Here is a 17,109-nt window from a genome sequence, read left to right as displayed (position 1 = left end):
CCCCGGCCCCGGCCCCGGCCCCGGCCCCGGCCGCGGTGCCCGCCCCCGTCACCGGCGTCGCCGACCCCTTCGCGGTCATGACGCACCTCGGCCAGCTGCGGCAGCGCGAGGTGCGCACCGCCGTCGTCTACATCCAGGCCGAGGAGACCCTCGTCCACAACGAGGCCTCCCGGCAGCTGGCCGGCGCCCTCGCCGACCGGGCCCAGGACCGGCTCGGCCGCAACCGGTGGATCTTCGTCTTCCGCCGCTCCACGCTGGAGGAGGTCGAGCGGGTGGTCGCCGACCGGCGCGTCTACCCCGCCCTCGCCGCCTTCCTGCGCACCGAGATCGACCAGCCCGCCCGGGGCGGGGCGTTCCGGGTCGGCTACCCGGACGAGTCCGAACTCGACCGCATGGTCCAGCAGTTGCGCCTCCGCGAACACCTGCGCATCGGCGACTGGCGGGAACTCGCGCCGCTCGTGCGCTCCTTCGCGAGCACCCCACGCCGCGCCTCCGCCTGGCGCGAGGACCTGCGTCTGCTCATCTCCGACGGCGCCCCGCTCGACCGGCGCACCGTCCTCGAACGGCGCCTGGTCACCACCGTCACCCCGCACGACGAGAGCCCCTGGGCGCGTCTGGAGGCCATGCCGGGCCTGACGCCCGTCAAACGCCACCTCCACCGCCTGCGCAACCGCATCGAGGCCGAACGCGCCCTGCCCGCCCGGCGCGACGCCGCCACCCAGCACCTCCTCTTCACCGGCAACCCCGGCACCGGCAAGACCACCGTCGCCCGGCTGATCGGCGAGATCTACCGCGACCTCGGGCTGCTGCGCCGCGGCCACCTGATCGAGGCCGACGCCTCCGACCTCGTGGCGGGCTACGTCGGCCAGACCGCCGAGCGGACCAACGCCCTGATCGACCGCGCCCTCGACGGCGTCCTCTTCCTCGACGAGGCCTACGCGCTCAGCGACCAGCGCGACGGCTTCGGCGGGCAGGCGATCACCGCACTGCTGGCCCGCATGGAGAACGACCGCCACCGGCTGGTCGTGGTGCTCGCCGGCTACCCGGACAAGATGCGCGAGTTCCTCGCCGCCGACCCGGGCCTCGACCGCCGGATCCGGGCCCACATCGAGTTCCCCGACTACGACCCCGAGACCCTCCTCACCATCCTGCTCGGCATGCTGACGGAACGTCAGCTCACGCCGACCGACGAGACCCGCGAGCTGCTGGGACGGGTCGTGACCGGCATGCACCGCGTCGCCCGCGAGGGCTTCGGCAACGCCGGGGCGATGCGCCTGCTCGCCGACGACCTGTTCGACACGTGGGCGGGCCGCGTCCAGCGGCAGGTGCACCTGCCGCTGCTCCCCGCCGACCTGCCCGAACGGTACCGCTCCTACCCGCCGAAGCCCGTCCCGGCCACGGCCGACCTGCTCGCCGAACTCGACCACCTGGTCGGCCTGCGCGAGGTCCGCGAGTTCCTCACCGGCCTCACCGAACGCCTCGCCCTGCGCCAGGCCCGCGGCCTGCCCGGCACCGCCGTCCCGCACATGCTCTTCCTCGGCCCGCCCGGCACCGGCAAGACCACCGTCGCCCGCCTGGTCGGCCGCATCTGTCACGCCCTCGGGCTCCTGCACACCGACGAGGTCGTCGAGGTGACGCGCGCCGACCTGGTCGGCCAGTACGTCGGCCAGACCGCGCCGCGCACGCGCGAGGTGGTCCGCTCCGCGCTCGACAAGGTCCTGTTCATCGACGAGGCCTACAGCCTGGCCTCCGGTGACGACCGCAACGACTTCGGCGAGGAGGCCGTCGACACCCTCCTGCGCGAGATGATGGAGAACCCGGGCCGGCTCGTCGTGATCGCGGCCGGCTACCCGCGCGAGATGCAGCGCTTCCTCGACGCCAACAGCGGCCTGCGCTCCCGCTTCGGCGAGACCCTGCACTTCGCCCACTACCCGACCGCCGACCTCGTGCAGATCCTGCGCAACCAGGCGGCGGCCCAGCGCTACCGGCTCTCCGACGACGCCGCGCGCCGCGCCGCCGCCTGGTTCGACGCCCAACGCGCGGCGCGCCCGCACGACTTCGGCAACGCGCGGGCGGTGGGCGGCCTGCTCCAGACGATGGAGACCAGGCTGGCGCGCCGCCTCGGACCGGACGGCTGGGACGGGCCCGCCGAGGAGCCGATCACCTTCGCGGGGGAGGACGTGCCGCCGCTCTCCTGAGCTACTGGTCCGCCCAGGACAGCGCGGCGTGCGTACCGTCGTCCGCCTGCTCACGGCGCTCCAGCAGCCCGGCGAGGATCTCGTCGACCCGGGTGAGCCTGGTCTCCAGCGAGGCCGCGAGCGCCTCGGCCTCGACCAGCGCCGAGCGGGCCCCGCCGTCGGAACCGTCCGAGCCGTCCGCCTCCACGCTCTCCGGCGCGAGCGCCCGGGCCAGTTCGGCGTCCGCGTGGGCGTGCAGGCGCAGTGAGGCCAGCTGCTCGACGCGCCGGGTGCGCACGCTGTCCAGGCGGTCCCGCACCTCGGCCAGGCGAGCACTGCTCTCCTCGAACCGCCGCTGCTCGACGGTGAGTTGATCGTCCACGTCCTGGGCGCGGGCGAGCCGGTCGCAGGTCTGCGGCGAGAGCGCGGCGAGCTGCTCCTCGGAGAGCCGCACGAGCCGGTCGGCGCTCGTGCGCAGGACGTCCTCCACGCCGGTGTCCTTGCCGCGCAGGGCCAGCAGGCGGGCGGTGATGACCTCCTGCTGGCGGGCGAGCCCGTCGAGCGCCGAGACGATCCGCTCCAGGCGCCGCAAGTCGTCGACCTGCCGCCGCAGTTCGGTGAGCTCGGCGAGGCGGCGGCGCAACTCGTGCTCGCGCTGTTCCAGTTCGTCGAGCGCCTCCCGTTCGGCCTGCACGGCCCGCTTGGCCGCCCGCAGCCGGTCCGCGAGGTCGCCGACGTCGCGCCGGACGGCCGCCCCGGCGAGCACCGCGTCGAACAGCACGTCGACCGCGTCGCGCAGGCCCTCCCCGGCCGTCAGGGCGTCGTCGAGCTCGTACAGCGCTTCAAGCGCGGACGCGCCGCCGGGCCCGCCGTCGATCCCGCGCAGTTCGGCGCACACCCATTGCAATGCGGCCCCCAGCACCCGCAGCGACGCGACGACCTCGCCGTCGCCCACCGCCTCCAGCGCCGCCGCGATCTCCCGCCTGGCCCGCTCCACGCCGCCACCCCCAGCCGTACCCGCAGCCGCACCCACGTCCGGGCCCCGATGGTAGCGGCGGAACGCCCACCCGACACCCGCAACGACCAAGCTCCCGGGGCCCGTTCGGGCAGCGAGTCGGAGCGGGCGGGCCCGGCTCCGCCAAACACCCCCGCCACACCCCCGCCCACCGCTATCCTGCGACCGTCGCACCACCGCACGACCCCGCGCGCACCCCCTCCCCCTCTCGCGGCCCCGCCGCCCACCCCTGCGGCACCCCGGCTCCGCCGAACACCCCCGCCACACCCCCGCCCACCGCTATCCTGCGACCGTCGCACCACCGCACCAAGTCACCAAGTGGGGGTCACCATGCCGGAGTTGCTGCGCTTCCAGGGACCGGACGACTCCTCCCTCGTGGTCGAGGTCGACGACGACTCCCCCGGCATCCAGCTCGTCTCCCGCAGCGACGAGGGCATCGCCGAGGCCGCGCACCGCCTCGACGCCGCGCTCACCGCGTGCCGCCCCACGCTCGAATCCGTCCTCGCGGTGCTGCGGCACCTCAAGCCCGAGGAGATCGAGGTGTCCTTCGGCATCAAGCTCAACGCCGAGGCCGGGGTCGTCATCGCCAAGACCGCCACCGAGGGCCACTTCGACGTCAAACTCAGCTGGAAGTCCGGTCCGGCCGCCGCGAGCTGACCGATGGCGCCCAACCCGGCCCGCGCGCCCTGGGTCGTCAGCATCCAGCCGCACGGGCGTCCCCTGCCCGAGGGCGGCGGCACGCTCATCTCCGAGCGCCTCGTCCTCACCTGCGCCCACGTCGTCGACCCGGGCACCCCCGCCGAGCCGCCGGACGGCCCGGTGCTCGTCCGCTTCCCGTTCCTGCCCGCGCACGAGCCCGTCCCCGCCCGCGTCCTCCCCGGTGGCTGGCACCCGCCCAAGGAGTGGGCCGGCGACGTCGCGATCCTGGAGCTCGACGCCCCGGCGCCGCCCGGGGCCGAGCCGGCGCCGCTGCGCCGCACCGACGCCGACGTATTCGGCCACACCTTCCGCGCCCACGGCTTCCCCGCCGAGCACAAGACCGGCGGCGTGCCGATCCGCGGCGAGATCGTCGGGTACGCCGAGGGCGACTGGCTCCAGCTGGAGTCGACCGCGCAGACCGGCTGGGCCACCGAACCCGGCTTCTCCGGCGCGCCGGTGTGGAACAACACCCTGCACGCGGTGATCGGCGTGCTCGGGCGCCGGCAGAAGCCGGGCCGCGCCGACCGCCGGGTGGGCTTCGCGCTGTCGCTCGACCCGATCGCCCGGCTCTGGCCGCCGCTCGCCGCGCTCGTCCACGACATCACCGAGCAGGAGCGCCGCGACCGCCTGGCCCGGCTGCTCGCCGTGCCCCTCGCGCCGTCCGGCGAGCTGCCCCGGCTCGACCAGGTCGACCCGCACGACCTGGGCGTCAGCGAGTCCACCTACACCGCGAGGGGTTACGAGCCCTACCTCGACCGACCGGCCGCCGACCGCGAGGTGGACACCGCCCTCGCCGCCGGCGGCTTCCTCCTGGTGGCCGGCCGGTCCAAGGCGGGCAAGTCCCGCACCCTGCACGAGCGCCTGAGCCGCGCCCACGGCGCCGCCCGGCTCGTCGTCCCCCGGCGCGGCCGGCGCGACCTGGAGGAGCTCGCCCGGGCCGGCCTGCCGCACTCCCCCGGCCAGGTCGTCGTCTGGCTCGACGACCTGCACCACTACCTGCTCTCCGGTGCGCTCGACGCCCACGCGCTGGACCTCCTGCTCCAGCACGACCCGCCCTGCCTGGTCGTCGGCACCCTGACCCACCGCCACCGCGAGGAGCTCGCCGGCCTGGAGAACGAGGTCGGCCGCGCCACCCGCGAGGTGCTGCGCCGCGCCACCGTCGTGCACCTGCCGCACACCCTCACCGACGAGGAGCGCGAGGCCGCCGCCGACCTCTACCCGCAGGAGGACCTCTCGCTGCGCGGCCTCGGCGAGATGCTCGTCGCCGCGCCCGCCCTGGAGACCCGCCTGGAGGCCGGGCCGGAGAGCTGCCCCGAGGGCCGCCTGCTGGTCCGCGCCGCCGCCGACTGGGCGCGCATCGGCTCCCCCGTCCTGCTCGACGAACCGACCCTGCGCAAGCTGTTCGACCGCTACCGGCTGCGCTTCGTCGAGCTCGACCTGGACCCCGGCGACGAGCCGTACCGCACCGCGCTCGCCTGGGCCCGCGACCGCGCGCAGGCGGGCATCGCCCTGCTCGTCCGCGCGCGCGACGACGCCGGGCGGCCCGGCTACGAGGTCTTCCCCTACGTCGCCGAGTACCTCGACACCGCCGTCGACGCCGAGGCGGTCGACGACGCGGCCTGGGAGCTCGCCGCCCAACTCCTGGACGGCGCCGACCTGGCCACCCTCGGCATGGTGGCCGTCCTGCACGACCGCGCCGACATCGCCGAGCAGCAGCTGCGCCGGGTCGTCGCCGAGGACGCGGACGACGACCTCACCGCCGGCGCCGCCCTGGTCCTCAGCACGATCCTCATCTACCGCCGCGAGTTCGCCGAGGCCGAGACGCTCCTCCGGCGCGCCGCCGACTCCGGCGTCGAGGACGTCGCGGAGCTGGCCCAGGCCGAACTCGGGAGCCTGCTCTCCGGCCGCGGCGAGCACGAGTCCGCCCGCGCCCTCCTGGAGCGGGCGGTCGGTGCGCCGGACCCGGAGATCTCGCTGCTGGCCCAGATCGCGCTCGCCGGCGTGCTCTGGCAGCTCGGCGAGGCCGAGCAGGCCGAGCGGCTGCTCACCGCGGTGCTCGCGCACGGCGTCGAGCAGATGCCGCCGTCCGCCACCGCCCGGCTCGGCCAGGCCCTCAGCGGCCAGGGCAGCACGGCCGTGCTCGCCGGGACACCGGGCATCGGCGGGCCGGAGCAGGGCAAGCGCGTCCCGGCGCTGCGCTCCTCGCCGGCCGCCGCCGACCCGCCGGCCGACCAGCCGTGGACCCTGTCCCGGGCGGTCGGCACGTCCGCCGCCTCCTCGATCTCCGGCATGGCCCGCGCCGGCCTCGGCGGGCTCCTGGTCGGGCGGGGTGAACTCGGCCGGGCGGAGGAGCTGTTGCGCTCGGTCCTGGCGGACGGCGATCCCGAGGCGCGCCCGATCGCCCAGGGCGCGCTCGGCGAGCTGCTGATCGTGCGGTCCCGCTACGGCGAGGCGGCGGAACTGCTGGAGCTCGCCGTCGCCAACGGCGGGCCGTGGGTGGAGGTCGGGGCCAGGCTGTGCCTGGGCGTCGCCCGGGTCTTCCTCGGCGACACCGACGAGGGCCTCGCCCACCTGCGGCAGGTCGTCGACCTCGGCCACCCCGACCGCAGCCCCGAGGCGATGTCCGTCCTCGGCCACTGGCACCTGGGCGAGGGTCGGTACGCCGAGGCCGAGGAGTGGTTCCGCCGTGCCATGGCCACCGAGCACCGGGACTGGTCCATGACCAGCCGCAACGGCCTGGCCTGCGTCCTCTACAGCCGCGACGGGGACGACACCGGCACGTGCGCGCTGCTGGCCGAGGTCTCCGCCTCCGGCCACCGCTTCGAGGCGCCGCGCGCGGCCGACCTGCTCGGCGACGTCCACGTGCTGCGGGGCCGGCCCGAGGAGGCCGTCGACGCCTACCGCCGGGCCATCGCCCACGGGCACCACGTGTGGTCCTGGCAGGCCCGGGTCGACCTGGCCCTCCTGCTCGTCGGCGCCGTCCCCGACCCGCGGTCGGCCGCCGCGTTCGACGACGCCGACGAGGCGGCCGCCCTCCTGGCCGAGACGGCCCGCTCCCCGCACCCCGACCTCGGCCCCCGCGCGGCCGACCTCCTCGGCGACCTGATGGTCGCCGTCGGCCGCCCCGACGAGGCCGTCGACGCCTACCGCCGGGCCGTCGCCTCCGGCCACCCCGAATGGTCACTGGTCGCCCGGATCGACCTCGCCACCCTCCTGGTGGACCTCGACCGCCCCGACGAGGCCGAGGCGCTCCTGCGCGAACTCATGGCCTCCGGCCACGCCGTCGCGGCGGGCACCGGCGTCGCCCTGCTGGGCGTGCTCCTCGTCCTCACCCCGGGCCGCGAGGCGGAGGGCCTCACCCACCTGCGCACCGCCGTCGACACCGCCGGCGGCCCGGCCCTGCAGCTCGCCCGTTTCCATCTGGCCACGCAGCTCCTGGGCACCGAAGAGGAGGGCCGTGCCGAGGAGTTGCTGCGCGCGGTGCTCGCCGACGAGCCCTCCGACGTCACCGGCGTCGCCCGGGCCATGCTCGCCGCCCTCCTGCTGGACCGCGACGACACGCAGGGCGTCGCCGACCTCCTGGCCACCGACGACGACCCCGTTCCCGCCTACGTCGTCGCCGGCGAGGACCTCCTGGAAGTCGGCGAACTCGACGCCGCCGTCCGCCTCATGGAAGCCGCACGGGAGCTCCCGGCGAGCCCCGACACCCCGCGCGCCACGACCCTCCTCGGCATCGCCCTGCGCGCCCGCAACGACTTCCCCCGCGCCCGCGACGCCCTGACCGAAGCGCTGGAGACCACCGGACCCGACCTCCACCACCTCGTCCGCCGCTACCTCGGCAGCACCCTGTTCCGCCTACGCGACTTCGCCCGCGCCGAGGAGGTGCTGCGCCCGGTCGCCGAGGACGCGCAGAGCCCGCACCACCCGGAGGCGGTCCTCCTGCTGGCCCTGGTCGTCGACAGCATGCCCGACCGCGAACAGGACGCCGCCACCTGGTTCGAGACCGCCATCCACGCCGAGGACCCCGACATCGCCGCCCGGGCCCGCGTCCACTACACGTCCCTCCTCCAACGCCTGGGCGACGAGACCCGCGCCCGCGAAGTCCTGGCCATGCCCAGCGGCCCCTCGGCCTCGGCACCCCGCGAACTCCCCGCCCCACCCCCACCCGCCCCCGACGGCCTCCCCGCAGCCGTACTCCTACTCCTGGCCGAACTCGCCGACGCCGAAGACGAACCCGCCGAAGCCACCTACTGGCGCACCCGCGCCACCGACGCCACCGACCGCTGACGCTCCCCGTCGCCACTCGACGAGGAGCCCCCATTCACACCCACTGGCCACGCCGCGGGACCCAGGTCGCGGATCAACCAGCCCGGCAGCCCGGGTTCAAAGCCACCGCTTGGCTGCTTCCACGCTGTCACCGCCGCTGGTGTTGAAGGCGATTGCCGCGCTCGGTGCATACCGCCGGACCAGGTTCACGACCTGCTCGAAGAGCGGCAAGAGAGGTTCCGGCTTGCGGATCCCACCCCCGATGACGACAACGTCCCAGTCGCACTCCGACAGTGCTGACACCATCGTGGACTCCGCGGACTCATCCAACGCGACCAGTGCCATGGACGCATCGATGTCGTGCTCGCCAAAGCGTGCCAGCTCCTGGTCAAGGGCCGCGCGGATGACGTCCCCGTCCATGCCCTGCACGGCATGCGGGTCGATTCCAAGGATGAGAACGGATGGCATGCCGATGGAACGATCAGACTGACCGCACTGGTTCCCGACTGCGCGAGCCACCGTCCGGCGGCACAGAACCCTGGGGAATTACGGCTCGACGTGGCCGGACCGCTCCCCCGCCGCTTCCCTCCACCGGCCTCGGCCCTCGGACGCCCGGCAGCCGGGCGTCAGCCCAGGTCGAGGGCGTTCGGCAGGCCCCGGCGGTAGCGGGCCTCGTCCTGTTGCTGGAGGGCGGCCAGTTCCGGCGGCCGGTACAGCGGCCACACCTGGCAGCGCGGGGCCGGTGAACCGTCGGCGTCGAGCAGGGCGTTGACGGCCCGGCGGGCGGATTCGTTGGCGCCCTCCATGGTGGCCAGGTCGATGTCGGTGGCGACGTAGTCGCCGGCCAGGAAGAGGTTGGGGACGGCTGTCGCGGCGGACGGACGGTTGTACACCGTGCCCGCCGGGTGGATGAGCAGCTGCTCGCGGTTGGCCGGCTCCGGGCCGCCGAGGCCGGTGACGGCCGGGTCGATGAACCAGGTGACCAGGTCCGCGTCGTCCAGGACGCGCCGGCCGCCGCTGTTGAGGGAGTCCTTGAGCTGCGCCCAGGTCTCGCGCACCACCTCCTCGCGGGAGCACTTGAGCGCGGGCTTGCCGTAGACGATCCCCGGGGTGTCCCACTGCGAGACGATCGCCGAGAGGCAGTCGGCCACCTGGCCGTCGCCGTAGTCGCGGCGGAAGTCCCGGTCGGGCCAGAACTGGGCCTGGCCGATGCAGGTGACGGCCCAGGGCGAGTCGACCAGGTCGACGTGGCCGTGCACGATCGGGGTGCGGCGGCGCAGGTAGAACTGGACGCCGACCATCCAGTCGGTGCGGAGCCGGTCGCAGCGGGCGAGTTGCGGGTCGGCGGCGCGCAGCCCGGGGCCCCACGTGGCGCGGGCGTGTTCGACCGGCATCGCGCTGAGGTAGTGGTCGGCGAGTACGGGGGTGTTCGCGTCCCGCAGCCGAACGCCGGCGATCCGGCCGTCCCGGTACATCAACTCCTCTACCTCGGCGCCGAGTTCGAACCGGACGCCGAGGGAGCGCAGGTGGACCTCCCAGGGGCCGATCCAGGCCTCGCCGGTCGGGGCGTTGAGGACGCGGTCCGGCTCGCCGTCGTTGCCCTGGCCCAGGATGTTGTAGACGAACGCCTGGAGGATCCGGGCGACGGAGCGGGTGCTGGCCTCCTCGGCCCTGGTCGCGACGACGTTGCGGGTGATGCCGACGCCGAGCAGCCGTTGGTAGTCGTAGGACATCTCGCCGGCCCGGATGAACCGCCACCACGGCACGCGCTCCCACTGCTCGTAGCGGCGCAGTTCGCAGCTGGTGAAGTGGACCAGCAGCCGGTTGGCGAAGTACGCCACCTCGGTGGCCGGCAGGTGCAGGGCGGTGTCCAGCAGCCCCGTCAGCGTCTGGAGCAGTGCGTCGGGCAGCAGTTCGCCGAGCACCGGGAGCGTGGTCACGGTGCGGAACGGCAGCCGCAGCGCCGGGCGTCCTCCGGCTCGGGGGAACAGCTCCTCGGTGGCGTTCACCAGGTTGTCGTGGACGGTGCGGCCGAACAGCCCGCCGGACAGCGGGATCCGGCGCAGGGTGTCGGGCAGGTTGCGGTAGAAGCCGGGGAAGAAGCGGAATCCGTGTTCGCCGGGCAGCGGGCGCCGGCCGCCCCGGGCGGTGCCGGGCACGTCCATGCTGCGGGCCTTGCCGCCCAGTACCGTGTTGCGTTCGTAGACCGTCACCCGGTAACCGCGTTCGGCCAGTTCCTGCGCCGCGCTCAGACCGGCGACCCCGCCGCCGAGCACGGCGACCCGCCGTCCCGGCCGCCCGTCGAACGGTCGCGCCGCCCGCGCCTGCCCGGTGGCGGTCAGCGCGAGGCCGGTGGCCGCCCCGGCCCCCGTGGCGAGCAGAGCGCGCCGGGTGTGTGCGGCTGCTGTGATCGTTCGCATGCCCGGTCAACGAGTTGCACACGTGGGAGGCACGGTCGGCCCCACCGCGGGGGCCGAGCAGGGCGCGCGGACGGGAGTGGGCGGCGAGGTGTGCGGGCCCGTCGAGCCCGAGCCCTCAGCCGGACCTGTTCACCTCGCCCGGGGAGCGCTCCCGAGCGCCCGTCGGCCCACCCGGATCCCTGGAGAGGACGGCGGTGTCCGCCGTGCTGAAGGTCGGGTCGGTGCCGGTCAGGTCGCGGCTGGCCGTCCAGAGGCGTGCCGCGGTCACCGTGTCGGCCAGGTGGTTCCAGAGGGGTTCGGTCCTGGGCGTACCGCGCAGTCCGAACGCCCGGGGACTCAGCATCCGGCCGCCCCGCACGGCCGGGTCGAGTACGGCCCGGACGGCGGGCCATGCGGCGGCGTCCTTGCCCTGGACGACGAGTCCGAGCGGCAGCCGGCTCAGCCGCTCGCCTGTCGTGCGGACGTGGACCGGCGGGCGGGAGGGGGTGAGGGAGTCGAGCGCGCCACCGGGGTGGACGAGCACGCTCACCGTCGTGCTGTCGGCGGCGCGCAGGCGGCGGTCGAGTTCGAGGGCGAAGAGCATCTGGGCCAGCTTGGAGCGCGCATAGGCGCGCTTGGGCCGGTAGTCGTGCGCGCTCTGGAGGTCGTCGAGGTCCAGGCGTTCGGACTTGGCGGCGAAGCTGCCGGTGGTGACGACCCGGCTCCCCGGTGTCGCCGTGAGCAGCGGGGCCAGGTGGTGGGTCAGCGCGAAGTGCCCCAGGTGGTTGGTCGCGAACATCAGCTCGTGTCCGTCCGCCGTTTCACGGCGCGGCGGATGGTCGAGCGCCACACCGGCGTTGTGGACGACCGCGTCGAGGCGATCCAGCCCGAGCGCGTCCACGGACGCCTTGAGCGAGGCGAGGTCGGCCAGGTCCAGGGGCACGTGCTTCACATCGGCGCCGGGCACGCGCGAGCCGATGGAGCCGATCGCGGCTTCGGCCTTGGCCCGGTCCCGGCTGCCGAGGACGACCGTGGCCCCGGTGCCGGCCAGCTGCTCGGCGACGAAGTATCCGATGCCCGCGTTGCCGCCGGTGACGAGGAAGCACTTTCCCTCGGCGCGAGGCAGGCGGTGGACGTCCCAGCGCGGGACGTGAGGTACGGAGGACATGGCGCGCTCCCGGAAGCTCGAAAGGATCTGGAGGAGAGCGTGGCCGCGCCTTCACAGCCGGCCACGCCCGCTTCCCAACGGTCCCGGAGGCCACTCACATCCCACCGACAGGACACCGTCCCCGCTGACAGCCGACCGACATCGCGCGGGCCCAACGCAGCAAGGGCCGCCGTGTCTCCCAACAATCAGGAGCAGCACCCGCTCGGCGGTGTCCCGCCTCCCGGCGCGGCCGAGCGCCTCCTCCTCGAGGCCGGTCAGGGCAGGGGCAGGGGCCGGGATGCAGTCGGAGTCGCCGGATCAGGAGACGCGCTTCAGCTGCCAGGCGTTGTTGTTGAAGCTCGGGTTCGACCAGGCGACGCAGCTGCTGGTGTAGTACGAGCCGGTCTGGACCCAGCCCGCGGGCGGGTAGGTGGTGGAGCAGGCCTGGACCACGGTGCCGACGGGCAGTCCGGTGAGCTGCTTTATCTGCTTGATGTTCGGGCTGAAGCTCTGCGTACCGCAACTGCTGCTGTAACCCCAACTCACATCGACGTAGCCGGCCGGGGTGAGAGTGCTTCCGCACGTGGTCGTGACGTCGCCCGGGGCGGCCTGGGCGGGCGCCGCGGTCAGGGCGAACATCGCTGCGGTGCCGGCGATGGCCATACAGGTGGTGCGGAGGCGGATCATGGGTGATGGCTCCTTCTGTTCGGGGGCGGCCGGTCGGGCCGTGAAGCCATTCCTACGGTTTGATCACCGGTTTCGGATAGCGACTTTCCGGCCTAAAGATCCATCGCCCGGCTGGGCTTCACGGCCGGGCACCGACGTGGTCGGCCGTGGACATCGCCGGCCGCCGACTCCGCGACGAGCCACCGGCTCACCGTCCCCGGCGCCGCCCACCTCACCTTCACGGACAGCCGCCTGTACCTGCCGCCGGTCCCCGGGAGGCGCAGCCGTACCTGCCGGACGTGCCCGGGCCGCGGCGCTAGATCCGGGACTTCCGCACGGAGTGCCACGTCGCCCCGGCCAGCGCCCCGACCGACCGGAGGACCGACAGCCGCTCGTGGTCGCGGTACAGCGCCCAGTTGTGCTCGACCAGCGCCAGCTTGTTCGAGGACAGCGACCCCGCCCGGCCTGCCCGGTAGACCGCCAGCGGTTCCTGCAGGCCCCGGGCGGGGTGCCCGTCCCGCATGATCGCCAGCCACAGCGCGTAGTCCTGCCGCTTCGGCATGTCCGGCATCAGCCTCGTGCCCAGCACCGTCCGGTCGTACATGGCGGTCAGGGCCCCGATGTGGTCCTGCACCAGCATGTCCCGGTACGTCACGCGCTCCCGCGCCGCGACCACCCGCCCGTTCGGCGTGAAGTCGCAGGCCTCGCCCGTGAAGTCGCCGGCGACCTTGTAGTACGAGGTGAACGTCAGTGGGGCATCGCCCTCGGCGGCGAACGCGAGCTGCCGCTCCAGCTTCTCCGGGAGCCACATGTCGTCGCTGTCCAGCAGCGCCACGTACTCCCCCCGCGCCCGCGCCATGGCGAGGTTGCGGGCCCTGGCCGCGCCGCCCTGCTCGGGTGCCGCCTGCGGGCGCACGCGCTCGTCGCGGCGGGCCAAGTCCTGCAGCAGGTCCATGGAGTCGTCGGTGGACGCGTCGTCGGTGATCAGCAGCTCGACGTCGGCGTGCGTCTGCGCAAGCACGGAACGTACCGACGCGCCGAGAGTGGCGGCCGAATTGTGTACCGGCATCACCACGGAAACGAGTGGCACGGGGTGCTCCTTACCGAGTTCGGAGTCGTCACGGATGTCGTTGTCGCCGGTCAAGGCTACTGGTGTCACGCGACGGCGTTCGCGTAGCCTGTCATCCATGCGATGACAGTCCTCTGGTCAGCGAAAGGGCGACGGCACTGAACACGCAGAACACCGGCGCGGCCGGGGTGAGCCCGGCCTCGTTCCTCGCCGCCGCCGCCGCGCTGGGCATGATGGACGCCGCCGCCCGCACCGCCCGCCACGCACCCCCGGACGACGCGGGCCAGGACGACCCGCGGGAGGCCCTGTCCGCGCTGCTTCTGCTGCGCCACCTGCGCGAGGAGCTCGCCGGCTGGGAGACCGGCCTGATCGAGACCGCCCGCGGCGCCGGCGCGACCTGGGCCGACCTCGCCGAGCCCATGGGGGTCCGGAGCCGCCAGGCCGCCGAGCGGCGCTACCTGCGCCTGCGTCCCGACGCCGAGGCGGGCACCCGGGCGGGCAGCACCGGCGAGCAGCGCGTCCGGGCCACCCGCGACCAGCGCGCGGCCGACCGCGCGGTGACCGGCTGGGCGCGCGAGAACGCCGCCGACCTGCGCCGCCTCGCGGGTCAGATCGGCGCCCTGGACGACCTCGCCCCCCAGGCGGCCCCCGCCGTGGAACGCCTCCTGGAGGCACTCGGCCACGACGACCCCGTCCGCCTGCTCGCCCCGCTCGCCGCAGCCCGCCCCCTCCTGGGAGCGAGCCACCCGAAGATCGCCGACCGGCTCGATCAACTCACCGCCCGAACAGACCAGTTGCGCGCCGCCAGCGGCCGGCAGCGCCACAGACCACCGGCCGGGCCGTGACCCCCACGCCGTGACCCGCCGACCCGCAGGAGCACCACTCCGGCGGGGAGCACGAGTTGATGCTCCGACGGCTCTCGGCGTGCGGGCCGCCCCTGCCTTCCCCACCGTTCCGAACCCATTCCACTTCTCGAAGGAGACGCCCCCCGTGGCCAGCCCGACCCAGACGCTGGAGTTCCAGGCGGAGACCCGCCAGCTGCTGCAGCTGGTGATCCACTCGATCTACTCGAACAAGGACATCTTCCTGCGCGAGCTGATCTCCAACGCCTCCGACGCCCTCGACAAGCTCCGCCTGGAGTCCCTCACCGACACCGGCCTCGACGCCGACACCTCCGACCTGCACATCACGCTGGACATCGACCGGGACGCCCGCACCCTGACGGTGCGGGACAACGGCATCGGCATGACCCGCGACGACGTCGTCGACCTGATCGGCACCATCGCCAAGTCCGGCACCGCGAGCCTGCTGGCGAAGATCAAGGAGACCAAGGACGCGGCCGCCGCACAGAGCCTGATCGGCCAGTTCGGGGTCGGCTTCTACTCGGCGTTCATGGTCGCCGACAAGGTCACCCTGCGGACGCGCCGGGCCGGCTCCGAGCAGGGCACCGTGTGGGAGTCCGACGGCGAGGGGACCTACACGATCGCGGAGGCCGGCGACCTGCCGGTGGGCACGTCGGTCACGCTGCACCTCAAGCCGGCGGACGGCGAGGACGGGCTGGGCGACTACCTGGCCGCGTGGAAGGTCCGCCAGATCGTCAAGCAGTACTCGGACTTCATCCGCTGGCCCATCCGCATGGCCGCCGAGGCCGCCGCCGAGACCTCCGCCGGGGACCAGGACGGGACCGAGCGCCCGGGCGAGCCGGAGACGCTGAACTCGATGAAGGCGCTGTGGGCCCGCCCGCGCAGCGAGGTGACCGAGGCCGAGTACAACGAGTTCTACCAGCAGATCAGCCACGACTGGCAGGACCCGGCCGAGACGATCCACATGCGCGCCGAGGGCACCTTCGAGTACGAGGCGCTGCTGTTCATCCCCGCCCACGCCCCGTTCGACCTGTTCTCCCGCGACACCAAGCGGGGTGTGCAGCTGTACGTCAAGCGCGTGTTCATCATGGACGACTGCGACGCGCTGATGCCGAACTACCTGCGGTTCGTCAAGGGCGTCGTCGACGCCCACGACCTCTCCCTCAACGTCTCCCGCGAGATCCTGCAGCACGACCGCCAGATCACCGCCGTGCGCCGGCGCCTGGTCAAGAAGGTCCTCGGCGCCCTCAAGAGCACGCGGGCCACCGACACCGGGGCCTACCTCAAGCTGTGGGACCAGTTCGGCCGCGTCCTCAAGGAAGGCCTGATCGAGGACCGCGACAACACCGACGCCCTGCTGGAGCTGGTCAGCGTCGCCTCGACCAACGATCCGCAGGAGCCGACCGCGCTGCGCGAGTACGTCGCGCGGATGAAGGACGGCCAGGACACCATCTACTACCTGACCGGCGAGAACCGGGCGATGGTGGAGAACTCCCCGCACATGGAGGCCTTCACCGCCAAGGGCTACGAGGTCCTGATCCTCACCGACCCCATCGACGAGATCTGGACCGACCAGATCCCCTCCTTCGACGGCCACCGCTTCCAGTCGATCGCCAAGGGCCAGGTCGACCTCGACGACGACTCCGACGGCGACGGCAGCGACGAGGCGAAGACCGAGAAGGCCCGGCGCGAACAGGACTTCGCCGCCCTCCTCGGCTGGCTCCAAACCACCCTGGCCGAGCACGTCAAGCAGGTCCGCCTCTCCACCCGCCTGACCACCTCCGCGGCGTGCCTGGTCGGCGACGCCCAGGACCTGACCCCCACCCTGGAGAAAATGTACCGGGCGATGGGCCAGGAACTCCCCGCCGTCAAGCGGATCCTCGAACTCAACCCCACCCACCCGCTCATCACCGCCCTGCGCGGGGCACACGAGACGAACGCGGACGACCCGGCACTCGCCGACCTCGCCGAACTCGTCCACGGCAGCGCCCTGCTGGCGGAAGGCGGCGACCTGCCCGACCCGGCCCGCTTCACCCGCCTGCTGACCGATCGCCTCACCCGCACCCTGTAACCCCCGCCGGGTGCGGCCCGCCGGACGCCGATCGGCCGACGCCGACCGGCCTGGCCGGCCGCACCCCGCACCGCCCGTCAGGGCGTGACAGCCGCCGCCGTCCTGCCCGTCAGGGCGTGACGGGCGCCGCGAACTCCCCCGTCAGGGCGTGACGGGCGCCGCGAACTCCCCCGTAAGACCTGCGCGGACCAGCGCCCGGACGATGGCCGGCCGGTCCAATGGATCGTCGTACTGGTTGGTCTCGGCCAGCCGTTCCAGCAGCCTGCGCGGATCCAGCCGGTACGCTTCCGCGTCGGCCAGGAGGCTGTCCGCGCTCGGCCCGTCGACCGTGTCGTCCAGGTTGTCCGTCAGCTCGCCCAGGACCTCGCCGCGTTCGATGAAGCAGCTCATGCCGCAGTCCAGGCCGTCGTCGCCGAGGTCGTCCGGGTACGGCGCCCGGGCCCAGGCGCCGTTCTCGTACCAGTAGACACAGCCGATCTCGTGGCCTTCGAGCCGGTCCCGCAGCTCCTCGTAGGGCAGCCAGTCCGGGCCGCCCGCCAGCACGTCGATCGCCGGCTCGTGCCACTTGACGCGGCTCGCCTCGTCCTCGCCGTAGAGCACGAACCGGCCCTCGCCCTCCTTCGACATGACCCACCAGGTGCAGCCGCAGTCGTCCCAGTGGAGGCCGTCGTCATCGATCCACCGGCCCGTCCGGTGACGCGGCGGGCGCTCCTCGTTCTCGGTGGTCGCCTCAAGGG

12 protein-coding genes are annotated in these 17,109 nt (G+C 73.8%); 5 read left to right on the top strand and 7 right to left on the bottom strand.

Annotated elements, in window-relative coordinates; all coding sequences use genetic code 11:
• Positions 1 to 2,198: AAA family ATPase (locus tag ACFV4G_RS39530; protein ID WP_380447755.1), on the top strand; the 2,198-nt coding region annotated here is incomplete at its 5' end.
• 1 nt (position 2,199) lies between these two features.
• Here the strand turns inward: ACFV4G_RS39530 and ACFV4G_RS39525 are convergent.
• Complete coding sequence (locus tag ACFV4G_RS39525) at positions 2,200 to 3,174, bottom strand: hypothetical protein (RefSeq protein ID WP_380447753.1); 975 nt, start codon at positions 3,172 to 3,174, stop codon at positions 2,200 to 2,202.
• Positions 3,175 to 3,522: 348 nt separating this feature from the next.
• On the opposite strand from ACFV4G_RS39525, the gene ACFV4G_RS39520 reads away from it, so the two are divergent.
• Positions 3,523 to 3,849, top strand: a complete 327-nt coding sequence (locus ACFV4G_RS39520; RefSeq protein ID WP_380447751.1) for a CU044_2847 family protein — start codon at positions 3,523 to 3,525, stop codon at positions 3,847 to 3,849.
• Positions 3,850 to 3,852: 3 nt separating this feature from the next.
• The gene (locus ACFV4G_RS39515) at positions 3,853 to 8,178 is read left to right on the top strand and encodes a tetratricopeptide repeat protein (RefSeq protein WP_380447749.1); all 4,326 of its coding nucleotides are present in this window, start codon (positions 3,853 to 3,855) and stop codon (positions 8,176 to 8,178) included.
• Positions 8,179 to 8,274: 96 nt separating this feature from the next.
• On the opposite strand, the gene ACFV4G_RS39510 is transcribed toward ACFV4G_RS39515, so the two are convergent.
• The 5 genes from ACFV4G_RS39510 to ACFV4G_RS39490 all read right to left on the bottom strand — a co-directional run bounded on the left by ACFV4G_RS39510 (position 8,275) and on the right by ACFV4G_RS39490 (position 13,459).
• Positions 8,275 to 8,625 carry a hypothetical protein gene (locus ACFV4G_RS39510; protein WP_380447747.1) on the bottom strand — a complete coding sequence of 117 codons (351 nt, stop codon included), beginning with the start codon at positions 8,623 to 8,625 and terminating at the stop codon, positions 8,275 to 8,277.
• A 158-nt stretch (positions 8,626 to 8,783) separates the two neighbouring features.
• Positions 8,784 to 10,577 carry an FAD-dependent oxidoreductase gene (locus tag ACFV4G_RS39505; RefSeq protein ID WP_380447745.1) on the bottom strand — a complete coding sequence of 598 codons (1,794 nt, stop codon included), beginning with the start codon at positions 10,575 to 10,577 and terminating at the stop codon, positions 8,784 to 8,786.
• Positions 10,578 to 10,692: 115 nt separating this feature from the next.
• Complete coding sequence (locus ACFV4G_RS39500; protein WP_380447743.1) at positions 10,693 to 11,724, bottom strand: SDR family NAD(P)-dependent oxidoreductase; 1,032 nt, start codon at positions 11,722 to 11,724, stop codon at positions 10,693 to 10,695.
• A gap of 297 nt (positions 11,725 to 12,021) precedes the next feature.
• Positions 12,022 to 12,390 (bottom strand): hypothetical protein, encoded by a 369-nt coding sequence (locus ACFV4G_RS39495; protein WP_380447741.1) that lies wholly within the window; start codon positions 12,388 to 12,390, stop codon positions 12,022 to 12,024.
• 295 nt (positions 12,391 to 12,685) lie between these two features.
• Complete coding sequence (locus ACFV4G_RS39490) at positions 12,686 to 13,459, bottom strand: glycosyltransferase family 2 protein (RefSeq protein WP_380447739.1); 774 nt, start codon at positions 13,457 to 13,459, stop codon at positions 12,686 to 12,688.
• A 209-nt stretch (positions 13,460 to 13,668) separates the two neighbouring features.
• Here ACFV4G_RS39490 and ACFV4G_RS39485 point away from each other — a divergent pair, with 209 nt between their 5' ends.
• Positions 13,669 to 14,283, top strand: coding sequence for a hypothetical protein (locus ACFV4G_RS39485; RefSeq protein ID WP_380447757.1), 615 nt, complete (start codon positions 13,669 to 13,671; stop codon positions 14,281 to 14,283).
• A gap of 145 nt (positions 14,284 to 14,428) precedes the next feature.
• Positions 14,429 to 16,372 carry a molecular chaperone HtpG gene (gene htpG, locus ACFV4G_RS39480; RefSeq protein ID WP_380447737.1) on the top strand — a complete coding sequence of 648 codons (1,944 nt, stop codon included), beginning with the start codon at positions 14,429 to 14,431 and terminating at the stop codon, positions 16,370 to 16,372.
• Positions 16,373 to 16,513: 141 nt separating this feature from the next.
• On the opposite strand, the gene ACFV4G_RS39475 is transcribed toward htpG, so the two are convergent.
• On the bottom strand, positions 16,514 to 17,109 hold a 596-nt coding region (locus tag ACFV4G_RS39475), incomplete at its 5' end, for a hypothetical protein (protein WP_380447735.1).

The sequence above is a fragment of the Kitasatospora sp. NPDC059747 genome (assembly GCF_042732955.1).
Classification (GTDB): domain Bacteria; phylum Actinomycetota; class Actinomycetes; order Streptomycetales; family Streptomycetaceae; genus Kitasatospora.
Note: the sequence above shows the minus strand (reverse complement) of the source record. Positions and strands in the feature narration are given on the sequence as shown.